Raw genomic sequence first — 23,458 nt, 5'->3', positions numbered from 1 at the left:
AAATAAAAATTAGTTTTTTAACTTACTTCCCTGCTCCCTTGCTGTTCTTGAATCACAAGGAATTATCCCTGTTATTAAGAAGGTGTTTTAACCTGACGCGCCATATCTAGATATGAGTTCATGTTTGCACCAGGACGACGACGGCGAGAAGAGCTAGAAGGCTGAATTAAATAGTCAGTTGCAAATGTCGAAGATGCAGATTTTCCATTACTAGCTGCTGTTGTTACTGGCTGCTTAACTGGTTCTGCTTTCAATCCTTCTGCACCTTGCACTAACTCAACTCGAACTTGCTCAGGTTTTGGCGCATCAGGGGTTTTTTCAGCTTTTGCAGGTGCTGGCTCGGCTTTTGGTGCTGGTTCAGCTTTTGCTGCTGCTGGTTGTGGTTTAGCTTTAGTAGCAGGTTCGGGCGCATCTGACTTAGATGCAGTTGATTTAGGCGCAGTTTCTGGCACAGAGTCCGATTCATCTAACTGCATATAATAGCCGCCACCTTTCTTGGCTTTGGCAGGTTGTAACTGATTATCTTGAGATTTCTTAGAACCAAAGAAACCACTAATGAAGCCGATAATTGCGTTGAAGAAGTTTTTAATAAAACCGAACATTGATTTTTACTCCTGGTTTAATGATGAATTTAACTGCGTCCACAATAACTGGAGCAAGCTATTTTAATTTTGAATTGAGAGTGTTATTACAACTGCAAAACTATAGCAGCTACTTCAAGATATGGCTTCTACCCAAATAGTCGCCAAGTCGAATTATGAATTTTCTACGTGAACAAATGCAAGAATCTTTATAATTCTTAATAATTGTTGATATTTTCACTCATTTTTGAGGTGACAACTGATGCCAGTTAAGTGAGTGTCATAGGGGGGATAAAAGTGGCGATCGCATAGATCTAAGCTAGGAGTAGGAACCTAACTATGCTCGGATATGAACATTAATAGCGATCGCAATCCTGTCTTGTTAGTTCATGGAATTAATGACACAGGCGCAGTTTTTTCTAAAATGGCTCCTTATTTATCTAACTTAGGCTGGTCTGTGTATGACATCAGCCTCACACCTAATAATGGCAAAGTGGGTCTTGATGAACTAGCTGCACAAGTAGCCAATTATATAGATCAAACATTTGCTCCATCTCAACCAATCGATCTTGTTGGCTTCAGTATGGGTGGTATTGTTAGCCGTTACTATGTCCAACGAATCGGTGGTATTGAACGGGTGCAACGCTTTATTACCATTTCTTCTCCACACCAAGGTACTAAAGTTGCCCATTTGTCTCAACTTCCAGGCTGTAGGCAAATGCGCCCTAGTAGCTCCTTAATCCAAGATTTGAATCAGGATGTCGAGATGCTTAAACAGTTAAATTTTACGTCTATCTGGACACCTTTTGATTTGATGATCGTACCTGCTAAAAGTTCACGGTTGCCAGTAGGACGAGAAATAGTGCTGCCAGTCGCTGCCCATGCCTGGATGTTAACAGACCCTAGATCAATTCAGTCTGTGGTAACAGCACTATCAGAACCGCTCAAACGCCCTGCGGCTCAAGCTTCTACTGCATCGCCTATTTGAGTAAATTCGCGACTACCAAAAATTGCCGTAGCATGAGAGTAAAATTTAAACTCCAACACATTATGGAAAGGATCTTCTAAAAAGAAAGTACGATGTTCTGTAGGTTGCCCAGAAAAGCGTAATTTGGGCTGTTCTCTAAATTGCAGTTGCTTTGACTGCGCCTTAGCTAATAGTGCTTCCCAGTCAGCAAGTGATGTAAACACTAAGCCAAAGTGTCTAGGATAAATAGTGCGCTGAGGTGTCACAGGTTCATGGGTGACGTGGGCAACTAATTGATGTCCGTAAAGATTGAGAATTATAGAGGCGTTAGTTTCCCGCCCAGCTTCGCAACCCAAGCCATCAACATAAAATTCTTTGGTTTGTGCAATATTACTTACAGGAAAGGCAAGATGAAATATAACTTGACTCATAATGTTTTTAAGAGGTGGGTAGTTTAATGTTCTCTTCCTTCTATTCTGTAAATCCTTGGCTGATTGGGCTAGGATTAAACGCAATTTTATTAAGTATTGTGTGGTTTGCTCCCAAAAAGTTACTAACTCCTGCGGGTATATTTCACGCTGGGCTACTGGGGGTGATTGTTTGGGGTACTTTGGGTTGGCAAGGGTATTTAGTAGTAGCGTTTTATTTTTTGGTAGGTTCTGGTGTCACCCGTATCGGCATCGCCCAGAAGGAAGCAGAGGGTATTGCTGAAAAGCGTTCTGGGGCAAGAGGTCCAGAAAATGTTTGGGGTTCTGCGCTTACTGCTGCTGTGTGCGCGTTAGGAACTTTATTTGTGTCGATATTTGCGCCTAGCGCTCAAGGGTGGGTTATTCCTCTACTTTTGTTAGGCTATGTTGCTAGTTTTAGCACGAAGTTATCAGATACCTGTGCTAGTGAGGTAGGTAAAGCTTATGGGAAGCGCACGTTTTTAATTACTACTTTACAGCCTGTAGCACGGGGAACAGAAGGCGCTGTGAGTTTGGAAGGAACTCTAGCCGGAATTTTGGGTTCAGTTGCGATCGCACTCGTCGCTTATGCTGTTAATTTAATTAGCTTGACAGATGTAATTATTTGTGTGGTCGCTGCTTTTATTGGTACTAACTTAGAAAGTGTGATTGGTGCAACTTTGCAATCTAAGTTTGACTGGATGACTAATGAAGTAGTGAATATTTTCAATACTTTAATTGGTGCGATCGCAGCAATTTTGTTAGCCTTAGCATGGCAGTATTGGCATTATTAAGCTAGAAACCAGGAAGTTGTCTTGAAAAATGCTCCGAATCGATTTTATCAGGAGCGAAGATAGATCAACAATCTGGTTTTAGCGTAATAAAACATTTAATCCCTAGTGGTAGATTAAAGAAAAAATTCCGCTCATCTACACTGAAACTTGAGCTTTGGTTATTCTGTTGATTGCTTCATTTGTGTCAATTACTTCAGCGACACCTCCAGCTAAGAGAGTTGCAACTACACGCTTGATATCCTCAACTGACACCTCGCCAAACCCCAAGTTACCAAAAGTAGGTCCTGAGTTGGCATCATTTATGTATATTACCTGATAATCTAAATCATGGGCGTGTCGTGCAGTCGTAACAGAGCAGTAGCCTGTCATAAATCCTGTCACCAAAACGGTGTTTATTCCCAAAGATTTTAAATAAGCCTCTAGATTGGTATTAATAAAGGCACTATAGCGAGTCTTTTCTATAACAATATCAGATTCATCAACAACTACAGACGAGTCTGATTCCGCATATTGCTCGCCGTCTATAAATACCTGCTCTGAGATAAAGTCTGCCATTCTGCCTGCATTTCTACCACTGCGATCAAGAAGATGTTTTACTATAAAAACTGGGATTTTTTGCTGTCGGCAAGCTTGGGAAATTTTATTAATATTTAGTACAGTTTCGTTGAAGTCAGACGTGAAAAGAGGACGGTTAGAGTTTGAGTATTCTTGCTGGGCATCTATAATTAATAGTGCTGAGTTTGGCTCAATCTTGTAATTAGGCATATACTGTTCCTGCTTGTAATTTGTGGATAGTAAAAACGGTGCTGTTTTTTTGCAGATTATAACCTCATTGATAAGCTAATGCGCTTCAATTTCTCATTCACTTCCATCACGCGCACTTTAACTACTTGTCCCACCTTAACAATTTGCTTGGGGTCACTTACAAATCTATCTGCAAGTTGGGAGATATGCACTAAACCATCTTGATGCACTCCAATATCCACAAACGCACCAAAGTTAGCGACATTAGTCACAATTCCTTCTAATTCCATGCCAACTTCAAGGTCGCGGATTTCCTTAATTCCTGCTTTGAAGCTAGCATATTTAAATTGTTCTCTGGGGTCGCGTCCTGGTTTCTCCAATTCGCTGATAATATCGCGCAATGTAGGTTCGCCAATTTTATCAGTGACGTATTTCTGAATGTTAATTGACTTGAGCTTTTCTGCAACCTGGGTTGTCTGTTTTAATGGTATACCCAAATCTTGTGCGATCGCTTCCACTACACCATAACTTTCTGGATGCACTGCGGTATTATCCAACGGATTCTCACCGTCACGAATTCGCAAAAAACCCGCAGCTTGTTCAAAAGCTTTTAAGCCTAATTTTGCTACTTTTTTAAGTTGGCGACGATTCTTAAATGCGCCATTTTCGTTACGATAGGTAACAATATTTTGAGCGACTGTTGGTGTAATTCCAGAAACAAATGTCAGTAGTTCTTTAGAAGCAGTATTAAGATCTACCCCTACATAGTTAACGCAACTCTCGACAGTTTCATCTAAATTTTTCTTCAACAGCTTTTGATCAACATCGTGCTGATACTGTCCTACACCAATAGATTTAGGGTCAATTTTAACTAACTCTGCTAGTGGGTCTTGTAAGCGTCTTCCGATACTAATTGCACCACGAACCGTTACATCTAGATCAGGAAATTCTTTACCCGCAACTTCACTTGCTGAATAGATAGATGCACCCGATTCATTTACCATCACTTTAATCGGTTGGCGTGACATTTTTGCTAGTACTTCCGAAACAAATTCATCTGTTTCACGTCCCGCAGTACCGTTACCAATTGCAATTAGTTGAATATGGTATTTTTCTACTAGCTTCTTAATTGTATTAGCAGCTTCTTCACGCTGTTTTTGGCTTTGGTGGGGAAATACCGCTTGATACTCTAAAAATTGAGCAGTTTCTGAAAGAACCGCAACTTTACAACCAGTGCGAAAACCTGGATCAATTGCTAATGTAGGCTGCATTCCAGCAGGAGGTGATAGCAATAACTCTCGCAAATTATTTTCAAATGTTTTAATTGATTCAATATCGGCAAAATTTTTCTTTTCAGCACGTACTTCACTAATTAAAGATGTTTTCATCAGACGATTAAAAGCATCCTTAAGCATTTCTCGGTAAAATTGCCGTACTTCTGGAACTTTAGTTTTAATTTCCTGGTACTCTAAATAATCAGTAACAACTGATTCATCAAAGTCAAGTTCAACTTTTAAAATCCCCTCAGTCTCACCCCGAAAAAGTGCCAGCATATTATGGGGAGGAATATCTTTTACCCTAGCTGTGTATTTGCGGTACATTTCAAATTTGGTTGTACCTTCGGGATAATCATCTTTAATAGTAGAAACGAATACTCCTGAATTCATTAAGAAGTCTCGCAAGTAAGCACGTAAATCAGCTTTTTCCGCGACTGATTCTGCTAAAATATCAGATGCACCTTTAAGTGCTTCTTCTGCGTTTTTAACTTTTTTCTCTTCAGAAATATATTTTGCTGCTTCTTGGTCTAAAGAAGCAGACTTGGCATTACGATTATTAAGTGATTTAATAAATTCAGCTAGTGGTTCTAAATTTTTTTCTCTAGCAATGGTAGCGCGTGTGCGACGTTTAGCTTTGTAGGGAAGATAAAGGTCTTCTAATTCGTTTTTCTGTAAGCAGGATGTAATTTTAGCTTGTAGCTCATCAGTGAGTTTACCTTGAGATGCGATCGCATCCAAAATCGACGCTTTTCTTTCTTCTAGCTCTGTTAAATAACTATACCGATCAGAAAGGTCACGTAACTGAATTTCATTCATCTCACCAGTGCGTTCTTTACGATAGCGAGAAACAAAAGGCACAGTTGCGCCCTCATTGAGCAGTTCAAGAGCATTTTTTATCTGAAATGGTTGAAGCGAAAGCTCATCTGCTAATAATTGAGGGATATTCAGCATATAAGTTGGTGAGTAAAATTAAATATAATTTGTGAGTACAGAACTGGCATCTGGGGATTGGTGGCTAGGAAACTATTTTAGTCTTCCCTCTAAAAATATTAGTTGATAACCTGTTCCACATTTAGCGTGCTATTACAGCATTGCTTAAATTTTTGACTCGACGATGCAATTTAATAATTATCCTTGATTGAGCAGTCTATCTAGTAAATTTTTTAAGGTTACAAACAATTTCATTGCCTTTGATATGCAATCATTCGTTCTCAACTCAGTTCATTTAAGCAATGTAGGAAGGCAGGAAGAAAACTAACAAGTCACATAGGTAGCACATTAATTTTTCATAATTTCTATATGCGAAAGTTCTCTCTTTTATAAAAACGAAAACTCCACCATCTGTACCAGGAAAACCAAATAGTTTCTAAATTGTTATAAGCTGCCTCGGGTGAGGTACCCTTTAAAGGTATAGACAAATGACTCAAAAGGCAACGCCGCTCATTTAGAGGGGTGTCAGCGAGTAAATAAGCTAGCAGCCTATTGAACTGCCACTGATAGAGCTTCTTATTATTGCTAAACTGTTCGGCAGTAAAAGTACTACTTCCCCGCACATTAATACAGGCATCTAGGTATACTCGCTGCTGGTAAACGTAAACACCATAAAAACCTACCCCTGATTGCTGACGTATACTCAGTTTAGGTTGAGCATCGGAAAATTTGATAGAAGTATGGTTATTTATAAGTTGTTTAACATCTCCATCGGTGGGTTCTACGTAGCGCATATATATAGTTAGTGGTAGTTGATTCTGAATATACCGATAGTCCCTTCCAGATAAAATCCAAGGCTTTCCTGATATAGCCTTGCTCTCTATACTGTCTATTAGCTGCCATTTGGGTAATGGCACCACAGGCGGAAATAAACTCTCCTTGTGAATCGGAGGAGATAAAACGATTTTACCGAGTACTAAAATAACAAAGGCATTAGTTATTACTAGCAAAGACATCCGCAACTGTTTCAAGAAGCTCATTTATCGGGGTATTCCCTTGAATCGGGGTTGGCAGGTTCATCTGTTTCAATGAGAAAGTAGCAGAAGGCTCCAAATACTAATACGGACATTATCACAAATATTTGGCTACCATCACCATCATGCCAGTATTCAAATGCTTTCTCTTGTGAGTTAGTTATTAAAACTGTTAATAGAGCAACTCGCGCTGCATTAAATATAAATCCCACACTCACAGCTACAACAGGTACATAATTTTTTTTTGCTAAATTAGCCGGAAAGGTTACTATAAAAAGTATTGCTAATTGCCATAAAAAAAGCATATTAACTAAGCCAGAACACCCTGGTAATACTGCTACTGTTCCAGCGTTCGTGACGATATTAATTCCTTGCAAAACAGCTTTAAAGCCAAAACAAGACATTATATAAGTAGCAAATCTAGCTGTCAGGTTAGAAGGATCAAACACTTTTCCTAGTAATGAATCAGATATGTTTAAAACTAATATGAGCAGCAGTTCTTGCCTATATTGATTAAATCCTTTAATTCCAGAAGCCAGTAAAATCAAAGCTAGCGCTGAAATCACAGGCAAAAAGTCAAGCAGTAGCGATATCCTGACAGTAACTAGACTCCTCACAAGTACAAAAGCAATGAGTACTAATCCCAACAAACTAGAAAAAATGTCACTATTTAAGCTTAATGTGTGGCGTTTTTCCCATAACTTAGATAAAATAACACTCCAGAGAAGTAAACTTAAGCTTGGAGCGATAATATCTCTAGCCAGCTTGATATTCAAGCTGATATCGACAGCTATTAAGGCTCCGGCTAAAGTTAATAACCAGAATTGATAGGTGCTTAGGGGCTTAATAAAGCTAGGCTTTATAGTCTTCATAAGTTTAACAAACGTAGATTTTAACGGTTAGTAGTAACTATTTGAAAGTTTTTTCGCTGCCCTGATAGTATAGTTGTTCGTTCCATCCCCTTGATTATAAAACCCACACTCCGCACTTCAAATTGTAGTATGGCTTCGCCATACATTTTAGGTAGTTTGGCGATCGCCGACAAAAGAAAAACTCATGTTTCTAGATTCAAATAGATCGCCAAACTACCTAAACTTGATAAGTAGGTGAGCGAAAATAAACGTAGAATAGATTTAAGATTGGCGTAGCCGAAGATAACCTTATAGTAAGGTTTTGAGAACTTTTTCCGGCTGCGCCAATCTTACGTTTAATTAAGTCCACCTACTTACACTACATAATATAATACAACCGAAAGTGCGTAGGTGGGTTATAAATAAATCTGAGCTTTCCCCATACCAAAAACTTGCAATTGCTTCACGAAAAGACTTTTGAGTATTTTTAATTGTCTTGATCTAGATACATATAATCAAAGACTAATCGCTGCATCCCTTATGGTGGAAAGCTTTGAAGAATATGTATTACGTTTTTAACAAGGATGAATTTAAGTTATACGTATACGTATACCCTAATTTATACATTGCTCATTAATAATATCAGTATGTATACGTATACACTAATTGCTCATTAATAATATCAGTACATATACTTATACACTAATTTATCATTTAACGGTAAAAATATAATAAAGCTGTGAGTGTAAACCTATCTTTATGCGGGTTTAAAGTTGATGCAAAAAGGGAAATTTACAAAATCTAAAATTTCAACTTTCAAATCAAAAAAGATTTGAAACAAAAGAAAGCTAGTTTCACTTAGAAAATCATTACTATATACAACGAACTAAGATAAGATGACATATTCTCAATTGAGCGAAGCCTCATTAGACCTGCGTGCACCTGTATTTTCTAGAGTACGGAAGGGTGGCTGGTGGGTAAGAATATTAACTTTGTTTGGTTGTGATTATATTTGTTTATCCATAGCCTGGCTGATAGCGGAATCTTACATTTCATTTGAGGATTTTCCTTGGTATACGTCACGCAGTTCTTTAGGGATGCTGATAACTATTTTGCCTCAGATAGCAGTAATGGTCATCCAAGGACTTTATCAAACAGGGCGCAAGCGTTATGACTACTTTAATATAATCAAATCGCTAGCTTTTGCTCATGGGTTGCTCCTATTAATTCTTCTGTGCGCTAAACCCGTACAATTTGACTCCCCTTCAAGCTTATTACTACCTTGGTTATTGAGTATAGCTTTTGTATGTGCTGGTAGATTTGTTGTGAATGCAACTCTGGAGTATATGCGCGATCACAAATTGATTGGAAGCCATCCTGTTTTTGTCATTTGTGACCCAAAAGAACAAGAGCAATATGCTAATTTTATAAAAAAAGAAAATTGTTACACGATTGTAGGATTTGATGGATATCAAGCTTTAGATAGATATAATCGTAAGGCAACCATAGAACAACTCAATCAGTTAGAAGTATCTGAAATATTTATTTCTTGGAATGCAATTAAAAACAGGATGTTTTTATGCTGGTTGTTTCAAGCGGCTGGTATAACTATTCATATCCTGCCTACGGAAATAAAACAAATTCACAAAGATGTAGAGCTAAGTAATATTGGCGGAATGCCTTGCATGACTTTTCATTGTCCATTGATTACAGGCAAGGATTTTTGGATAAAAAGAGTTTTCGATTTTTGTTTTGCCAGTTTATTTATAATACTAACTTCTCCAGTTTATGTAGCAATCGCTCTAGCCATCAAACTTGATTCATCGGGACCAGTGTTTTATAAACAAACTCGTGTCGGTTTGCATGGGCAAACATTTGAAGTCTGGAAATTCCGCACGATGCACCCTGATGCAGATAAAATGCAAAAAGAATTAGAAGATTTGAATGAAAATAAAGATGGGATTCTGTTTAAGATGAAAGACGATCCGCGCGTAACCCGCGTTGGTAAATTCTTGCGTTGTTATAGTTTAGATGAATTGCCACAAATATTTAATGTTTTGCGGGGAGAAATGAGCTTGATTGGCCCTCGCCCCTTAGCAACTAGAGATGTAGCAAATTTTTCAGAACGTCACTTTATTCGTCAGGAAGTTTTACCAGGAATCACAGGTTGGTGGCAAGTTTCTGGTCGGTCTGACATTGTTGATTTTGATCAAGTAATGCGATTAGACCTTCACTACATTGAAAATTGGTCGCTCTGGTTAGATATAAACATTCTATTCAAGACCGTGGCTGTTGTTTTAAGAAAGCAAGGTGCATATTAAGCATTTACTAGGTCAATCGTCAAAAGAAGGAAGAAATTAAGCTTTACAATTTAACTATGAATCTTTTTATGATGATTGAAAAAGGCGTAGGCGTAGCCCGTCATATATATCACCCATCTCATTCCTAACTTTCTCAACTAAGAAAAGACATCAAAACTGATGGGATGGCAAATGCAATTTTTAACCACAGAACAGCAGCCAAGCCCAGATAACAGAAGATGTAGACTGGCAACCTTTACGTAATTAACTATGGGCAAGTCAACACTGTCAACTTTAAACTACTCTTCGGTAGAGCAGCATTTAGACAATTACTTACCTTGCTGCACTCTTAAGTGGCGGCAGGGACAATTGTTCGTGAGTGTGGGACAGCAGAGCGAACAGCCTCACATCTCTGCGTTTGAGAGTGAGCAACAGTTAGTAGAGTGCTTGAAACAATCTCCAGTACGGCTAGTTCGCCTTGATCCAACATTAGGTGAAACTGTGCTGAAGCGCTGGGCAGATGCCTGTGAACAAGCAAATAAACCCGTATTTCTACAAGGGACGATTCAAAAACTCCATAGAAGGCAAAGCCAGTCTAGTTGTCAGGGAAAGCAATGGATTGACTGGATTGCTGCCTTCGTTTTGTTGATAGCACTGAGTCCAATTATGCTGGCAGCAGCTATATTGATGTATGTCTATTCACCAGGAGCGATTTTCTCTAGACAGTGGCACATTAGCCGACGAGGCAAATTATTCCGGCTTCTCAAGTTTCGCACGACAGTAGCTAATGATGATTCTCGTAGTACACTCTTAATCCGTTGGATGTGCAAGTACAATGTGGACGAGTTACCAGAGTTGTTGAATGTGCTGCGGGGTGAGATTAGCTTGATGGATTCACATCCTTTGACTCTCTCGGAAGGTGTGCGGTTTGGCTACTAAGTAGTGTTGCCAAAATATATCTCATGTTTTGGTACTTAACTAATGCCGCGGAAAGCGATCAAGATACCAGTTACCCCAGTTATTTGAGCAATTATAGTGACTCAACATCCCCCTACATTAGTCATAGAAGCAGGTCGCGCAGAACGCCAATATTGGAAAGATTTGTGGCGCTACCGTGAGTTATTCTACTTTCTCGCTTGGCGCGATATCCTTGTGCGCTACAAACAGACGGCGATAGGCATTACCTGGGCGCTGATTCGACCGTTTTTAACAATGATTGTTTTTACGGTAGTGTTTGGTAGGCTCGCGAAGTTACCTTCGGAAGGTGTTCCCTACCCGATTTTGGTATTTGCAGCCCTGCTCCCCTGGCAATTTTTTGCCAATTCTCTTTCTGAATGCAGTAACAGCTTAATTAGCAATTCTAATTTGATTTCTAAAATTTACTTTCCTCGGTTGATCATTCCTACGAGTGCAGTGGTCGTCAGCTTCGTTGATTTTCTTGTTTCCGGTATGATTTTGCTGGGCTTAATGGCTTGGTATAATTTTGTACCCAGTTGGCGAATCTTGATGTTACCCTTGTTTATATTGATTGCTTTTGCAGCTTCACTGGGAGCTGGACTATGGTTAGCATCACTGAATGTACAATATCGGGATTTTCGTTTCATAGTGCCGTTTATTGTTCAGTTTGGCTTATATGTTTCCCCTGTTGGCTTTAGTAGCAGTGTTGTTCCCGAAAAGTGGCGGTTACTTTACTCAGTGAACCCGATGGTAGGAGTAATAGATGGCTTCCGTTGGGCAATATTGGGTGGAACAGCGCAGATTTATTGGCCTGGATTTATTTTATCTATGGGCTTGGTTATCCTATTATCAGCCAGTGGGGTTTGGTATTTCCGCAAGATGGAACGTACATTTGCTGATGTGATTTAAACAGGAGCTAAGCGCGTGTCTGATACGGTTATTCGAGTCGAGAATCTAGGTAAGAAATACATCATCGATCATCAACAGCAGGGAAGACACCGCCGCAAGACGCTACGCGATGCAATTGTGGATGGAACTCAGGTGATTACCTCCAAACTTCTGCACTCATCTAAGGAAAGCTCCAAGACAGCTCGTGAAGAGTTTTGGGCTTTGAATAATCTTGATTTTGAAATTAAGCAGGGGGATAGAGTTGGAATTATTGGTCGTAATGGAGCAGGAAAATCAACTTTATTGAAAATCCTGAGCCGAATAACTGAGCCAACTAAAGGAAGAATTTTAATTGAAGGAAGGGTAGCAAGTTTGTTAGAAGTTGGTACAGGCTTTCATCCCGAGTTGACCGGACGAGAAAACATTTTTCTTAATGGTGCAATTCTGGGAATGAGCAAATTTGAGATCAAACGTAAATTTGACGAAATTGTTGCCTTTGCAGAAGTCGAGAAATTTTTAGATACACCTGTTAAACGTTATTCTTCGGGAATGTACGTGCGTTTGGCTTTTGCAGTTGCTGCTCATTTAGAACCAGAAATTTTGATTGTAGACGAAGTATTAGCCGTTGGAGATGTTCAATTTCAGAAAAAATGTATCGGAAAAATGGAGGAAGTTGGGCGAGAGGGAAGAACTATCTTATTCGTGAGTCACAACTTGGGTATAGTACAGGCACTTTGTACTCGTGGAATTTTAATAGGACAGGGAATAGTTTTAGCTGATGACACAGCACCTGCAGCAGTAAGTAGCTATCTCAGAACGCTTGAAAAAACAACATCAGAAAATCTTTTAGAGCGAACAGAGCGACGAGGTAAAGGTAGAATCCGTCTTGCCCAGGTAGAAATTTTAACTGCTGATGAATTTAACTCAACAGATCTAAGAACAGGTCATTCTTGTCAATTTATTTTTCATGTAACTGCTATAGAACCCGGAATGTCATGTACTTTTACAATTTATGACCAATATGGTCAGCCCGTAGCCAACTTTAGCAGTGGAATGCGGGGTGATGAGGATATAAATATTGATCAAAAAGATATCGATCAAAAAAATAAAAAAATTGTTTGTAAAATCGATGAATTATTGCTGATTCCAGGCCGATATCGGATGAATACAGCAATTATAAGTAATCATGAAGTACAGGATCATCTTGAGGGTGTTGCAGTCCTAGAAGTTGAAGAAGGGAAAATTCGAGGTCGCGTCATAACAACTGAAGGTGGCTATGGCAGCGTTCATATCCCCCATCAATGGGTACTACCAATGTAAGAATTAACTAAATAAACTATTATGTTTCAAAGGGATTGGAGGCTTTTGGTTAAAAGATGTTAATTGTTATTGAAAATAGTGGCTATTATTTAGATAACTTAGGAGATGTGTCAATGCTCCAAGTTGCCACACGAAGGTTGAAGAATTTATGGCCTAATGCTACGATTAAAGTCTTAACAAACTCAGGCGACAAACTGACTCATTTTTGCCCAAATACCTATCCCTTATCGCCAAGAGGGCGTCAAGTTTGGGCTTCCCCTTTAGCATCTAGGGTCTATAAAGTTATACCTAGTAAAGCGGCTCAGTATATAGCTGATTTGGAATGTCAATTACGAAAGTATTCTCCCTCTCTAGCTAGCTCCATACTTAAGTTGAAGTTCAAGTTAAAGCGACGAACAGAATCAGCTACATATTTTCAAGAATTTATGGAGGCAATAAATGGGGCTGACTTGGTAGTTGCTACCGGAGGTGGGTACGTAACTGATGTCTTTGAGGAAGGTGTACTTTCAAATTTAGACACCTTAATATTAGCAACTAGCCTTGGTAAACCAACAGTTATGCTAGGTCAAGGCTTAGGTCCTTTTTGGAATCAGAAGTCACTCACAAAACTGAAAGCTGTCTTTCCCTTGTTAGATTTAGTTGCTTTGCGGGAAGAACGAGTTGGACTTCCATTTCTTAAATCACTCGGTATCTCGCAGGATCGTATCCTTGTAACAGGAGATGATGCAATTGAATTAGCTTACGAAGCTCACACAAGAGAACTTGGAAATGGGATAGGTGTAAATCTTAGAGCCTCTAAGTATTCAGGAGTAAATCAAGGTATTTTTGAAACAGTTCAGCTAGCTTTACAAGGCGCTGCAATGAGGCGGGATGTGCCATTAGTAGCCGTACCGATTTCATGCTCTTCTTATAAAGGATATGAAGATTCTGATAGCCTGACAATTCAAAAACTGCTTAAAGGCTACGATGATACATCGGATGGCGGACAGTATCTTGATACTCCACTAAAAGTTATTGAGCAGGTAAGGCATTGCCGTGTGGTCGTGACTGGAAGTTATCATGCAGGAGTTTTTGCCCTGGCTCAAGGGGTACCTGTCATAGGTTTAGCTAAATCCCAATACTATTTAGATAAATTTTTAGGATTAGCAGATCAATTTGGCTCTGGTTGTGATGTTATTCTCCTCGATAATGATCGACAGTTAAGAGAAAAATTAGAAGCCAGTATTCTCAAAGCTTGGGAGGAAGCTGAACAGTTAAGACCTCAGTTACTAGAATCTGCACGGAGACAAATAGAGATGGGGTACGCTGCTTATCAGCGAGTGTACGAATTAGTTCAATCTCGATAATTTTCTCGGCGATTAATCTTTATAGAATAGTACGATATGAAAGTTAGTGTATCCATGACCGCCTATAATCGTGAAAAATTTATTGTCCAGACACTTGAGAGTGTTTTAGCACAGGAAGTAAACTTTGATTATGAAATTATCATTGGCGAAGATTGTTCTACAGACAAAACACGAGATATTGTATTAAGCTTTCAAGAAAAGTATCCTGACCAGATTCGTGTCTTATTACATAAAGAAAATTTAGGGCTGCTCCGAAACTTTGGCACGATTATACAAGCTTGTCAAGGTCAATATATTGCTTTAATTGATGATGATGATTATTGGACGTCTCCTTATAAACTTCAGAAGCAGGTAGATTTTTTAGATAATCATCCTGAATGTACAGTTTGTTTTCATGATTCTCGAATTTTTTATGAAGATGGCTCTAGAGAGGATTATTTTGTTGAATTACCCAGTTGTAAGGACATCTTCAGTATGGAAGATCTAAAATCAGATCCTTTTATTCCTACCTCATCAACAATGTTTCGTCGCAGGGAACTGGGTGAATTTCCCAACTGGTTTTATAAAATATATGGACATGATTGGGCGTTACATCTTTTGAATGCACAGTATGGAAAATTAGGATACATTAACGAAATAATGTCAGCAACCCGAGTTCATAATGGAGGTGACTTTAATGGAAGAACTGAAATTCAGCAATTAGAAAGAGCAATTCATGATCGTAAAATTTTGCTAGAAAACATCTCTTCATTAAAGAATCAAGCCACAAGAAATAAACTAGCTATATTTTATTCAAATTTAGGTAGTGAATATAAAAAACAAGGTAATTTATTAAAAGCCAAAAAATGTTTTTTTAATGCCTTTCTTGAATCTATTTTTAACCCTTTGGTATCAAAAAAAAGTTTATTAAGGCTATTGATAAAAGTTTTTTTATGAGGATTTATGTATGCATGTATTTTATCTATCCATCCTTGACTATCTTTTTGCAATGGGAGACTTAAAATGATGGAATTAATAGTTAAAGTCATCAAAAGAATGAAATCCAAAACACGATTATTAATTTACAGAAATTGGATTTACTTTTGCAAAAGCTTTAAATATCTAAAACAAAAGCTTAATAAAATAAAAGAAGAAACTGAACTTTTTATAAGTAAAGAAGAACAAAAAAAAACTTTTTATTTTATTGAGATAAGTTTTAAAGATTCAATCTTTAAAATGATCTTAGAAAGACCAGGTCATATAGAAGACTATATTGTCCAACATGGAGCTTGGGAGCCTCATATAAGTGATTTAATAACTTTTTTTATGAAAGAAAATGGAATTTTTTTAGATGTTGGTGCCAATATTGGATATCACAGTTTGTATATTGCAAGTTCTTTTGAAAACTCAGAGTGTATTTGCTTTGAACCTAACTCATTAATTTATCAGCAACTGAATCGAAATATTAAGCTTAATAATAGACTCAAAAATATCCGTGCTTATGATGTTGCTATTTCCAACTTTGACGGTGAAGTGGAATTTTATATGCAGGATGAATCTCCGTATAATAGAGGGATTTCAAGCCTCACTCACAACTGGGATTTAAAGTTAGATACTCACGGGGTTAAACAAATTAGTGTACAAGCTGCAAAGCTAGATGATTTCTTAGAGGAATCCCTCAAGAGCAGAATTTCCGTAATTAAAATTGATACTCAAGGTACTGAATACCAAGTTATATGTGGTGCGATGGATATTATAGAAAAATCTAAACCTGTTATTTTTTTTGAATTTGAAACAGCTTATCAGCCTGAAAATCCAGCGGAAAGCCTAAAAGAAATACTAAATAAAATTTATGGCTTTGGATATAAGGTATTTCTTGTTAAAAGTGAGTATCCTGAGCTTTTTTATGAATTTGATATCAGCTTAATAGCTGACGATTTATCATTTGAAGGAGATTTCGTGTGTCTACCTTCAGATTTCCTGTAATTTTTGAGAAACCGTTTATGCGTAACCATCCAAAAATACCTGCTTCAAACTCATTATCCTCAACTGAAACTTTGAATCAATTTAGGACTCTATGAAATCTTTATCAAGTCTTAATGAAACCAATCTGTTTCGCTTTAGCCTAGTGATTCCAACTTATCAACGACGAGATGTTGTTGTCGCCTCAGTAGCTGCTCTGTCGCGTCAAGAATTCGATGGTAAGTTTGAGGTTATTGTTGTTGTGGACGGTTCACAAGACGGAACGGCTGAGGCGCTTCAGCAGTTAGAAACCCCTTTCCCATTCACCGTCATTCAACAGTCCAACCAAGGTGCAGCATCTGCACGTAACCGGGGAGCGATCGCAGCGCGTGGAGAAATTGTACTGTTTCTCGATGACGATATGGAAGCTCATCCCCAACTCATTGCAGAACACGATCGCTCTCATCGAGAAGGGGCTGATGTCGTGTTGGGACACATGCCAATACATCCTGACTCTCCCGCGAATTTTTTGAGTGAGAATGTTAAGACTTGGGGTGAAGAACGAGGTGCCCGGTTATCATCGCCGGAGGCAAAGTTGGCGCTTGAAGATCTTCTGACTGGGCAAATTTCTCTGCAACGCCATCTCTTCTATAAAGTTGCGGGGTTTGATACTGACTTCACTAAAGGAGGCACATTTGGCAATGAAGATTTGGACTTTGGTTATCGCCTCCTACAAGATGGATACAAAATAGTCTTCAATATTAATGCGATTAGCTGGCAGAAGTATGTCGTCACGCCACGCCAGCATCTGCGGCAGTATCGTCACGCAGGTCGAGCAGATGTTGTTTTCATCCGCAAACACCCCGAACTCGCCGATAGCGTATTGTGGATACGACCTGAATCTTGGCGTGAACGATTTATTTGGCGTTGGCTGCGTGTACCGATGCGCTGGCTTCTGCTGACAGTGATCGACGCAGGCATCAAAAACCACCGTCTAACCGGACTCTATTACAAAATTTGGGCTATGGAATATTGGCAGGGTGTACGTGAAGAAGGTGGAATTCCCCAACCTAGACCCCTGCGAATACTCTGCTACCACGCGATCTCAGACCTCAAGGGAGCGCCCGTCATAGAAAACTATGGTGTTTCTCCTCAGCAATTTCAGCAGCATCTAAATACCCTATTGTGGGCTGGCTTTAAATTTATAGAGGTTAATGAGTTTTTAAGATTCTTGCAAGGTAAGGCTGGTTTACCCCGTCGGGCTGTACTGTTGACATTTGATGATTGTTATGAAGATCTGCTCCAAAATGCCTTGCCTATTCTCAAGGAACGCAAAATTCCTGCCGTAGCCTTTGCCGTCAGCAAACGCTTGGGTGGTAAAAATGACTGGGATGAGCGCCTTGGCGCTCCCCAACTTCAGTTAATGGATGCTGAAGGCTTGCATGAGTTGGTAAAAGGGGGAATTACGATTGGCTCCCATTCACGGAACCATCCCATGCTCAACAAGATTTCAGTTGAGCAGTTATCTGAAGAAATAACGGGTTCAGTGATAGACTTAGAAAAGGTCGGGTTAAATAAGCCAATCCTCTTAGCTTATCCTCACGGCGAGTATGATGAGAATGTGAAACGAGCTGTACAGGAAGCTGGCATACAGGCGGCTTTTACTGTTGAACCGGGTTTGATGCAACCGAATCAAGATCCATATCAAATCCCTCGGATTGAGATTTTGAGGGAAGATGTAGGCTGGAAGTTTCTTTGGAAGATCTTCTTCGCTCGTTCTTTGCCTCATTTCTCTATTCCTTTCCAAGATTCAATGGGCTGGTTTAAAAATCGATTGAAAGCTGTTTTGTCTAATTAACCTAGATTGAACATACTGCGGAAGGGGATAAAGATTTTGATCGGTCATCCAGACCCAACTAAACGGTTTTATAGCTCTTATAAATTTAATAAAAAGCTCTGAATGGTTAAATGGAAGCTCAACCTTTAGTTTCGGTAATTATTATATTTCTCAATGGTGAGGAATTTATAGACGAAGCCATCCAAAGTGTATTGGGACAAAGTTATCAAAAATGGGAATTGTTGCTAGTAGATGATGGTTCTACAGATCGGAGTATAGAGATTGCTAAAAAGTATATAGAGCAATACCCCAATAAAATTTATTATTTAGAACACGAAAAACACCAAAATTGTGGAATGAGCGCAAGCCGTAATCTGGGTATTCGCCATTCTAAAGGAAAATATGTTGCTTTTTTAGATGCTGATGATGTATGGCTGCCCCATAAGTTAGAACAACAAGTAAAACTTATGGAAGCCCATCCAGAGGTAGGTCTACTTTGTGGCCCAGCACTTTGGTGGTATGGTTGGACAGGAAAAGCTGAAGATTTTCAGTTTGATTATGTGGAAAAATTAATAGAGCCGTCAGATAATCCTTTCATTGAGCCACCGAGGCTAGTAACTAAAGCGCCTATACCTTGTCCTTCGACTCTGTTGATCAGGCGCGAGGCTTTAGACAGGGTAGGTGGTTTTGAGGAAACCTTTCGTGGTTTATACGAGGATCAAGCTTTTTATGCCAAAGTGTATCTGGAAGTTCCTGTATTAGTAGGTAGTGAATGTTTGATAAAATATAGGCAACATGCCAATTCTTGTTGTTCTGTTGCCTTAGATAGTGGTCAAAAATCCGTGAAAAATCTGTTCTTTTTAAATTGGCTAGAGAACTACCTAGCTGGAAAAGGACTTCAGGAGACTGAGTTTTGGCAAGATATTCAAAAACAGCTATGGCCGTATCGACAGCCAGTTTTATACAACTTAACCCGATGGACTCGGCATTTTGTACAGGAAATAAAAAGGCGCTGGAAATCGATAGTTCAAAAAGCATTGCCCGCTAAGCTATAGTCGTAAGTTAAACTTATTTATAATGAATAAAGAACAGTTGAAACTAATTGTTCAGAGAACATTACCAGGTTCTGCTCTTGATTGGCTCAAAACGCAACGCCAAGCTTATAAACACGACCCTCCATTGGGTAGAGTTAGTTGGGGTGACTTGCGGCGCTTAACACCCATTAGTGCCTTTTGGGGTTTAGAGCGAGGACAGCCACTGGATCGCTACTATATAGAGAAGTTTCTGGTTCAGAATAGTCGTGATATTCAGGGACGAGTCTTAGAAATCGGGGATAACTCCTACACGCGAAGATTTGGAGGAGATCGCGTCACCAAAAGTGATATCCTTCATGCTGTAGAAGATAATCCCCTTGCAACTATCGTTGGAGATCTCGCTGATGCTCCCCAGATTCCATCAGATCAGTTCGATTGCTTTATTCTTACCCAGACACTGCAATATGTGTATGACTTGCAGAGGGCGCTGAAAACAATTCACCGCATTCTGAAACCAGGTGGAGTTGTGCTGGTAACTCTTCCTAACCTTACTCCAATTGTCGATCCTGAGTCAGAAGGTTCGGGCTGGGGTTCCTCCTGCTGGTACTGGGGTTTTACCCTAGCATCAGCACAACGGCTGTTTGCAGAGGTTTTTTCCCCAGAAAATGTTCATGTAGAACCTCATGGAAACGTCTTAGCAGCAACTGCTTTCCTACAGGGAATATCCACTCAAGAACTGAAACAGGAAGAGTTGGATGAGTGCGATCCAAGGTATCAAGTTTTAATTACGGTTAGGGCAGTGAAACGTGAGGTGGCTCCATGAAGATCCCTGGACGCAGCAAGTTACGGCGATCGCTACACAAGCTTCAGAAAAGATTTGCCCCCAAAGCGTTGATTTTAATGTATCACAGAGTTGGGGAGGTAGATATAGACCCTTGGGCTTTGTGTGTTACACCTGAAAATTTCGCCGAACATCTGGAAGTTTTACAAAAAGATTACCATCCCCTCAGCCTGACGGAATTAGTAAAAGCCCATCAAGGGGGGAAATTGCCAAACCGCTCTGTGGCGATTACCTTTGATGACGGTTATGCAGACAATCTTCATCAGGCTAAACCCCTTCTCAATCGCTACGGAATCCCCGCAACCGTGTTTGTGAGTACGGGTTACTTAGGTCAGCAACGCGAGTTTTGGTGGGACGAGTTAGAACGGTTAGTTTTAGCACCAGGGCAACTTCCAGAGAAATTGAGCCTCAAGATTAACGGGAAAACCCATGAGTTGGAGCTAGGAACGGCAAGGAATTACACCCAACAGGACTACAAAGGCGATCGCACCGCCAAAGCCCATAAATCCATACCCGGCTCTCGTATGTTTTTCTATTACGAACTTTGGCAACTCTTGCGACCTTTACCAGAAAACGAACGACTCCAGGCATTAGAAGATATCAGAATTTGGGCTGATGCCAAACCCACAGCACGCCACTCTCACCGTTCCCTGTTACCGGAAGAAGTTTCCTTACTAGGGGACGGAGAATTAGTAGAAATTGGCGCACATACGGTTACCCATCCCTTTCTCTCAGAACAGCCGACCGCCTTACAAGCGGATGAAATCCAAGGCAGCAAAACTCAGTTAGAGGAAATGCTCAATCGTCCGGTAACTACTTTTTCCTATCCTTTTGGCAATTACACCACAGAGACGGTGGAACTGGCTCGAAACGCTGGATTTTCCTGTGCTTGCTCGACCGTTGAAGATACAGTTTGGACTCAAAGCCAGCGTTTTCAGTTACCCCGCTTCGGAGCCGAAAACTGGAATGGTGAAGAATTCGCGAAGCAACTATCGAGGTGGTTTCATGGCTGAATTGATGAAGAAACAACCCCTTGTTTCCTGCATTGTCATCTTCTTTAATGCGGGCGAGAAGTTTTTTATCGAAGCCATCGAGAGCATATTTGCCCAAACCTATGAAAACTGGGAACTTTTGCTCGCAAATGACGGTTCTACAGACGAGAGTACGGCGATCGCTTTAAAATATGCCCAAGAATATCCCCATAAAGTTCGCTACCTAGAACATGAGGGGCATCAAAATCGGGGCATGAGCGCAACACGAAACTTAGGAATTCGCCACGCCAAAGGGGAGTATATTGCTTTTCTGGATGCTGATGATGTGTGGTTACCCCAGAAACTAGAGCAACAAGTCCCACTTTTAGAATCCTATCCAGAAGCTGCCATGCTCTATAGCAGAACTCAATATTGGTTTAGCTGGATGAAGGATAATCCCGCCACTTCTACCCTAAAATCTGATGCTATTAGGGGCGACTATATGACTATCACTAGCATCAAATTTGATCAGTTAATTGAGCCACCCACTCAACTTCTGGTTTTGCTCAAAACTCCAAATATTCATCCTTGCACCTGTAGTATTTTGATACGCCGACAAGTATTCGATACTCTCGGCTTTTTTGAAGAAGCTTTTCGAGGTGCAAATGAAGATATGGTTTTTCATTCAAAAATATTTCTGAAATTTCCTGTCTATGTATCTAGCGGATGCTGGGATCGGTATCGCAAGCATGAAGATAGCTACTGGGGAAATTTAAGTAGACAAGGAACCTTGTCAGAAATGGTTCAAGCTGGACGCTTAAAATACTTGAATTGGTTAGAACAATATTTGCAAGAGCAAAACATTCAAGATCGGGAAATTTGGCAAGAACTCCAAAAAGCACTATGGCCGCATCGCCATCTAGTTTTGTTCAGATTGCTCCAGTTGCCTCAAAATTTCATAAAACAGACAAAACACTTTTCAAAACACTTAGCAAATCGGTTATTACCTGCTCACACCCGACAATCTATAGAAGAGTATGTTCGCCTCATTCTTTTTCAAGGTGGGGTAAAACTTATTTCTAGTTCCCCAGAAATCCATCATTATCCTAATGACTGGATAGTGCTGTGTGTTGTGAGCAATGGAGAATTTTATATTGAGACATTTATTAATCATTACTTCTCTATAGGCGCTAAACATATTATCTTTTTAGACAATGGATCAACCGATCGCACGATTAACCTAGCCAGTAAACATGGCAACGTAACAATTCTGCAAACTACATTCAAACATCCAGTCTATAACCGAGCAATGAAGAAATATTTAATCAATCGATTTGCTAAAAATAGATTATTTATTTTTGCTGAGGTTGACGAATTATTTACTTCTCCTTTGAAAGAAAAAGAAGAGCATTCTCTTTCTCAAGCAAGCCCGATCTAACTTAGTGGAGTAGGAAATATAGTGCATTTTATCGTAACGGGCGGAGCAGGATTTATTGGCTCTCATCTTGTAGAACAACTACTGGCAGAGGGCCATAATGTCACAGTAGTTGATAATCTTGTTACGGGTAGCTTAAACAATTTACCTGAATCCCCTTATCTAAAACTTGTATCCCAAAATATAGCCGACTGTAAACCCCAGGATTTTACACAGCCTATTGACGGAATTGCCCATCTTGCAGCAACCCCATCTGTAACTGAATCTTGGTTGAATCCCCTTGAAGCACATCATAATAATCTGTCAACACTACTGTCAGTATTGTTACTCTGTAAAGATTTAAATATCCCTCGTTTAGTGTTGGCGAGTTCAGCTGCTGTCTACGGAAATCCCATTTCTGTACCGATTTCTGAAGAACACCCCACTAGCCCCATTTCCCCCTATGGGTTACAAAAATTGGTGTGTGAACAATATGCCACTCTCTTCGCCAAACAATTCGGGTTATCCTTTGTAGGGCTGCGATTATTCAATGTTTTTGGTCCTCGCCAGCAACCGAATTCACCCTATTCAGGTGTTATTTCCATTTTTATCTCGGCAGCGCAGCAAGGTTTACCCATCACCATTTATGGCGATGGAACCCAAACTAGAGACTTTATTTATGTTAAGGATGTTGCCAATGCATTTAGCAAGGCATTAACTCATCCAATGGAACCGGGTTCATCATTAACTTGTAATATTGGTACTGGTACAAGTATCTCTTTAATACAACTGTTGAATATTGTGAAAGATCTGTTTCCGGAATGGCAGTCGGAACCACAATTTTCTTCACCTCGTCCAGGCGATATCCAAGATTCTCGATCCGATATTTTAAAAGCTATCAATAATTTAGGATTTACACCGAAATGGTCAGTACAGTCTGGACTCAAATCTTTAATGAATTTCCCTGTTGAAAAATAAAAAAAAT

At 39.6% G+C, this 23,458-nt stretch carries 21 protein-coding genes; 15 read left to right on the top strand and 6 right to left on the bottom strand.

Going from position 1 to position 23,458, the window contains the following annotated elements; all coding sequences use genetic code 11:
* Positions 1 to 74: 74 nt before the first annotated feature.
* A complete protein-coding gene (locus tag CRI9333_RS13680) occupies positions 75 to 602 on the bottom strand; it encodes a hypothetical protein (RefSeq protein ID WP_015203751.1) in 528 nt (175 codons plus the stop codon).
* A gap of 328 nt (positions 603 to 930) precedes the next feature.
* On the opposite strand from CRI9333_RS13680, the gene CRI9333_RS13675 reads away from it, so the two are divergent.
* On the top strand, positions 931 to 1,569 hold the full coding sequence (locus tag CRI9333_RS13675; RefSeq protein ID WP_015203750.1) for an esterase/lipase family protein: 639 nt from the start codon (positions 931 to 933) through the stop codon (positions 1,567 to 1,569).
* Here the strand turns inward: CRI9333_RS13675 and CRI9333_RS13670 are convergent.
* Positions 1,542 to 1,979: a VOC family protein gene (locus tag CRI9333_RS13670; RefSeq protein WP_015203749.1), complete on the bottom strand. Its 438-nt coding sequence runs from the start codon at positions 1,977 to 1,979 to the stop codon at positions 1,542 to 1,544. The genes CRI9333_RS13675 and CRI9333_RS13670 overlap by 28 nt on opposite strands.
* 26 nt (positions 1,980 to 2,005) lie before the next feature.
* On the opposite strand from CRI9333_RS13670, the gene CRI9333_RS13665 reads away from it, so the two are divergent.
* The gene (locus tag CRI9333_RS13665; RefSeq protein WP_015203748.1) at positions 2,006 to 2,788 is read left to right on the top strand and encodes a TIGR00297 family protein; all 783 of its coding nucleotides are present in this window, start codon (positions 2,006 to 2,008) and stop codon (positions 2,786 to 2,788) included.
* Between the two features lie 135 nt (positions 2,789 to 2,923).
* Here CRI9333_RS13665 and CRI9333_RS13660 read toward each other — a convergent pair whose 3' ends face one another.
* From CRI9333_RS13660 to crtA, 4 genes are all read right to left on the bottom strand, one after another.
* The gene (locus CRI9333_RS13660) at positions 2,924 to 3,553 is read right to left on the bottom strand and encodes a cysteine hydrolase family protein (protein ID WP_015203747.1); all 630 of its coding nucleotides are present in this window, start codon (positions 3,551 to 3,553) and stop codon (positions 2,924 to 2,926) included.
* Between the two features lie 56 nt (positions 3,554 to 3,609).
* Entirely contained in the window at positions 3,610 to 5,760 is a 2,151-nt protein-coding gene (locus CRI9333_RS13655; protein ID WP_015203746.1) for a Tex family protein, read from the bottom strand.
* Positions 5,761 to 6,104: 344 nt separating this feature from the next.
* A complete protein-coding gene (locus tag CRI9333_RS13650; RefSeq protein WP_015203745.1) occupies positions 6,105 to 6,779 on the bottom strand; it encodes a cyanoexosortase A system-associated protein in 675 nt (224 codons plus the stop codon).
* Complete coding sequence (gene crtA / locus CRI9333_RS13645; protein WP_015203744.1) at positions 6,776 to 7,645, bottom strand: cyanoexosortase A; 870 nt, start codon at positions 7,643 to 7,645, stop codon at positions 6,776 to 6,778. The genes CRI9333_RS13650 and crtA overlap by 4 nt, the downstream gene beginning before the upstream one ends.
* A gap of 875 nt (positions 7,646 to 8,520) precedes the next feature.
* Here crtA and CRI9333_RS13640 point away from each other — a divergent pair.
* From CRI9333_RS13640 to CRI9333_RS13580, 13 genes are all read left to right on the top strand, one after another.
* On the top strand, positions 8,521 to 9,945 hold the full coding sequence (locus CRI9333_RS13640) for a sugar transferase (RefSeq protein WP_015203743.1): 1,425 nt from the start codon (positions 8,521 to 8,523) through the stop codon (positions 9,943 to 9,945).
* A 249-nt stretch (positions 9,946 to 10,194) separates the two neighbouring features.
* On the top strand, positions 10,195 to 10,863 hold the full coding sequence (gene hepC, locus CRI9333_RS13635) for a heterocyst development glycosyltransferase HepC (protein WP_015203742.1): 669 nt from the start codon (positions 10,195 to 10,197) through the stop codon (positions 10,861 to 10,863).
* 96 nt (positions 10,864 to 10,959) lie between these two features.
* Complete coding sequence (locus CRI9333_RS13630; RefSeq protein WP_015203741.1) at positions 10,960 to 11,790, top strand: ABC transporter permease; 831 nt, start codon at positions 10,960 to 10,962, stop codon at positions 11,788 to 11,790.
* Between the two features lie 15 nt (positions 11,791 to 11,805).
* A complete protein-coding gene (locus CRI9333_RS13625; RefSeq protein WP_015203740.1) occupies positions 11,806 to 13,089 on the top strand; it encodes an ABC transporter ATP-binding protein in 1,284 nt (427 codons plus the stop codon).
* Positions 13,090 to 13,145: 56 nt separating this feature from the next.
* Positions 13,146 to 14,435 carry a polysaccharide pyruvyl transferase family protein gene (locus CRI9333_RS13620; protein WP_015203739.1) on the top strand — a complete coding sequence of 430 codons (1,290 nt, stop codon included), beginning with the start codon at positions 13,146 to 13,148 and terminating at the stop codon, positions 14,433 to 14,435.
* Between the two features lie 36 nt (positions 14,436 to 14,471).
* On the top strand, positions 14,472 to 15,371 hold the full coding sequence (locus CRI9333_RS13615) for a glycosyltransferase (RefSeq protein ID WP_015203738.1): 900 nt from the start codon (positions 14,472 to 14,474) through the stop codon (positions 15,369 to 15,371).
* A gap of 66 nt (positions 15,372 to 15,437) precedes the next feature.
* Positions 15,438 to 16,400, top strand: coding sequence for an FkbM family methyltransferase (locus CRI9333_RS13610; protein WP_015203737.1), 963 nt, complete (start codon positions 15,438 to 15,440; stop codon positions 16,398 to 16,400).
* A 91-nt stretch (positions 16,401 to 16,491) separates the two neighbouring features.
* Positions 16,492 to 18,234, top strand: a complete 1,743-nt coding sequence (locus CRI9333_RS24975; RefSeq protein ID WP_015203736.1) for a glycosyltransferase — start codon at positions 16,492 to 16,494, stop codon at positions 18,232 to 18,234.
* 110 nt (positions 18,235 to 18,344) lie between these two features.
* Positions 18,345 to 19,268 carry a glycosyltransferase family 2 protein gene (locus CRI9333_RS13600; RefSeq protein ID WP_015203735.1) on the top strand — a complete coding sequence of 308 codons (924 nt, stop codon included), beginning with the start codon at positions 18,345 to 18,347 and terminating at the stop codon, positions 19,266 to 19,268.
* Positions 19,269 to 19,290: 22 nt separating this feature from the next.
* The gene (locus CRI9333_RS13595; protein ID WP_015203734.1) at positions 19,291 to 20,070 is read left to right on the top strand and encodes a class I SAM-dependent methyltransferase; all 780 of its coding nucleotides are present in this window, start codon (positions 19,291 to 19,293) and stop codon (positions 20,068 to 20,070) included.
* Complete coding sequence (locus CRI9333_RS13590) at positions 20,067 to 21,101, top strand: polysaccharide deacetylase family protein (RefSeq protein WP_015203733.1); 1,035 nt, start codon at positions 20,067 to 20,069, stop codon at positions 21,099 to 21,101. The genes CRI9333_RS13595 and CRI9333_RS13590 overlap by 4 nt, the downstream gene beginning before the upstream one ends.
* Positions 21,055 to 22,497, top strand: coding sequence for a glycosyltransferase family 2 protein (locus CRI9333_RS24970; protein WP_083890033.1), 1,443 nt, complete (start codon positions 21,055 to 21,057; stop codon positions 22,495 to 22,497). The genes CRI9333_RS13590 and CRI9333_RS24970 overlap by 47 nt, the downstream gene beginning before the upstream one ends.
* Positions 22,498 to 22,518: 21 nt before the next feature.
* Complete coding sequence (locus CRI9333_RS13580) at positions 22,519 to 23,451, top strand: NAD-dependent epimerase/dehydratase family protein (RefSeq protein ID WP_015203731.1); 933 nt, start codon at positions 22,519 to 22,521, stop codon at positions 23,449 to 23,451.
* The last annotated feature ends 7 nt before the right edge of the window (positions 23,452 to 23,458 follow it).

The organism is Crinalium epipsammum PCC 9333, from assembly GCF_000317495.1.
Taxonomy (GTDB): domain Bacteria; phylum Cyanobacteriota; class Cyanobacteriia; order Cyanobacteriales; family PCC-9333; genus Crinalium; species Crinalium epipsammum.
Note: the sequence above shows the minus strand (reverse complement) of the source record. Positions and strands in the feature narration are given on the sequence as shown.

What these genes read in the sequence shown, in the direction of transcription:
- CRI9333_RS13590 (WP_015203733.1), top strand. Translation starts at nt 20,067, where the DNA reads ATGAAGATCCCTGGACGCAGCAAGTTACGGCGATCGCTACACAAGCTT.
- CRI9333_RS13670 (WP_015203749.1), bottom strand. Translation starts at nt 1,979, where the DNA reads ATGAGTCAAGTTATATTTCATCTTGCCTTTCCTGTAAGTAATATTGCA.
- CRI9333_RS13600 (WP_015203735.1), top strand. Translation starts at nt 18,345, where the DNA reads ATGGAAGCTCAACCTTTAGTTTCGGTAATTATTATATTTCTCAATGGT.
- CRI9333_RS13615 (WP_015203738.1), top strand. Translation starts at nt 14,472, where the DNA reads ATGAAAGTTAGTGTATCCATGACCGCCTATAATCGTGAAAAATTTATT.
- CRI9333_RS13650 (WP_015203745.1), bottom strand. Translation starts at nt 6,779, where the DNA reads ATGAGCTTCTTGAAACAGTTGCGGATGTCTTTGCTAGTAATAACTAAT.
- CRI9333_RS13680 (WP_015203751.1), bottom strand. Translation starts at nt 602, where the DNA reads ATGTTCGGTTTTATTAAAAACTTCTTCAACGCAATTATCGGCTTCATT.
- CRI9333_RS13665 (WP_015203748.1), top strand. Translation starts at nt 2,006, where the DNA reads ATGTTCTCTTCCTTCTATTCTGTAAATCCTTGGCTGATTGGGCTAGGA.
- hepC (WP_015203742.1), top strand. Translation starts at nt 10,195, where the DNA reads ATGGGCAAGTCAACACTGTCAACTTTAAACTACTCTTCGGTAGAGCAG.
- CRI9333_RS13620 (WP_015203739.1), top strand. Translation starts at nt 13,146, where the DNA reads ATGTTAATTGTTATTGAAAATAGTGGCTATTATTTAGATAACTTAGGA.
- CRI9333_RS13675 (WP_015203750.1), top strand. Translation starts at nt 931, where the DNA reads ATGAACATTAATAGCGATCGCAATCCTGTCTTGTTAGTTCATGGAATT.
- CRI9333_RS13660 (WP_015203747.1), bottom strand. Translation starts at nt 3,553, where the DNA reads ATGCCTAATTACAAGATTGAGCCAAACTCAGCACTATTAATTATAGAT.
- CRI9333_RS13595 (WP_015203734.1), top strand. Translation starts at nt 19,291, where the DNA reads ATGAATAAAGAACAGTTGAAACTAATTGTTCAGAGAACATTACCAGGT.
- CRI9333_RS13610 (WP_015203737.1), top strand. Translation starts at nt 15,438, where the DNA reads ATGATGGAATTAATAGTTAAAGTCATCAAAAGAATGAAATCCAAAACA.
- crtA (WP_015203744.1), bottom strand. Translation starts at nt 7,645, where the DNA reads ATGAAGACTATAAAGCCTAGCTTTATTAAGCCCCTAAGCACCTATCAA.
- CRI9333_RS13640 (WP_015203743.1), top strand. Translation starts at nt 8,521, where the DNA reads ATGACATATTCTCAATTGAGCGAAGCCTCATTAGACCTGCGTGCACCT.
- CRI9333_RS24975 (WP_015203736.1), top strand. Translation starts at nt 16,492, where the DNA reads ATGAAATCTTTATCAAGTCTTAATGAAACCAATCTGTTTCGCTTTAGC.
- CRI9333_RS24970 (WP_083890033.1), top strand. Translation starts at nt 21,055, where the DNA reads ATGGTGAAGAATTCGCGAAGCAACTATCGAGGTGGTTTCATGGCTGAA.
- CRI9333_RS13655 (WP_015203746.1), bottom strand. Translation starts at nt 5,760, where the DNA reads ATGCTGAATATCCCTCAATTATTAGCAGATGAGCTTTCGCTTCAACCA.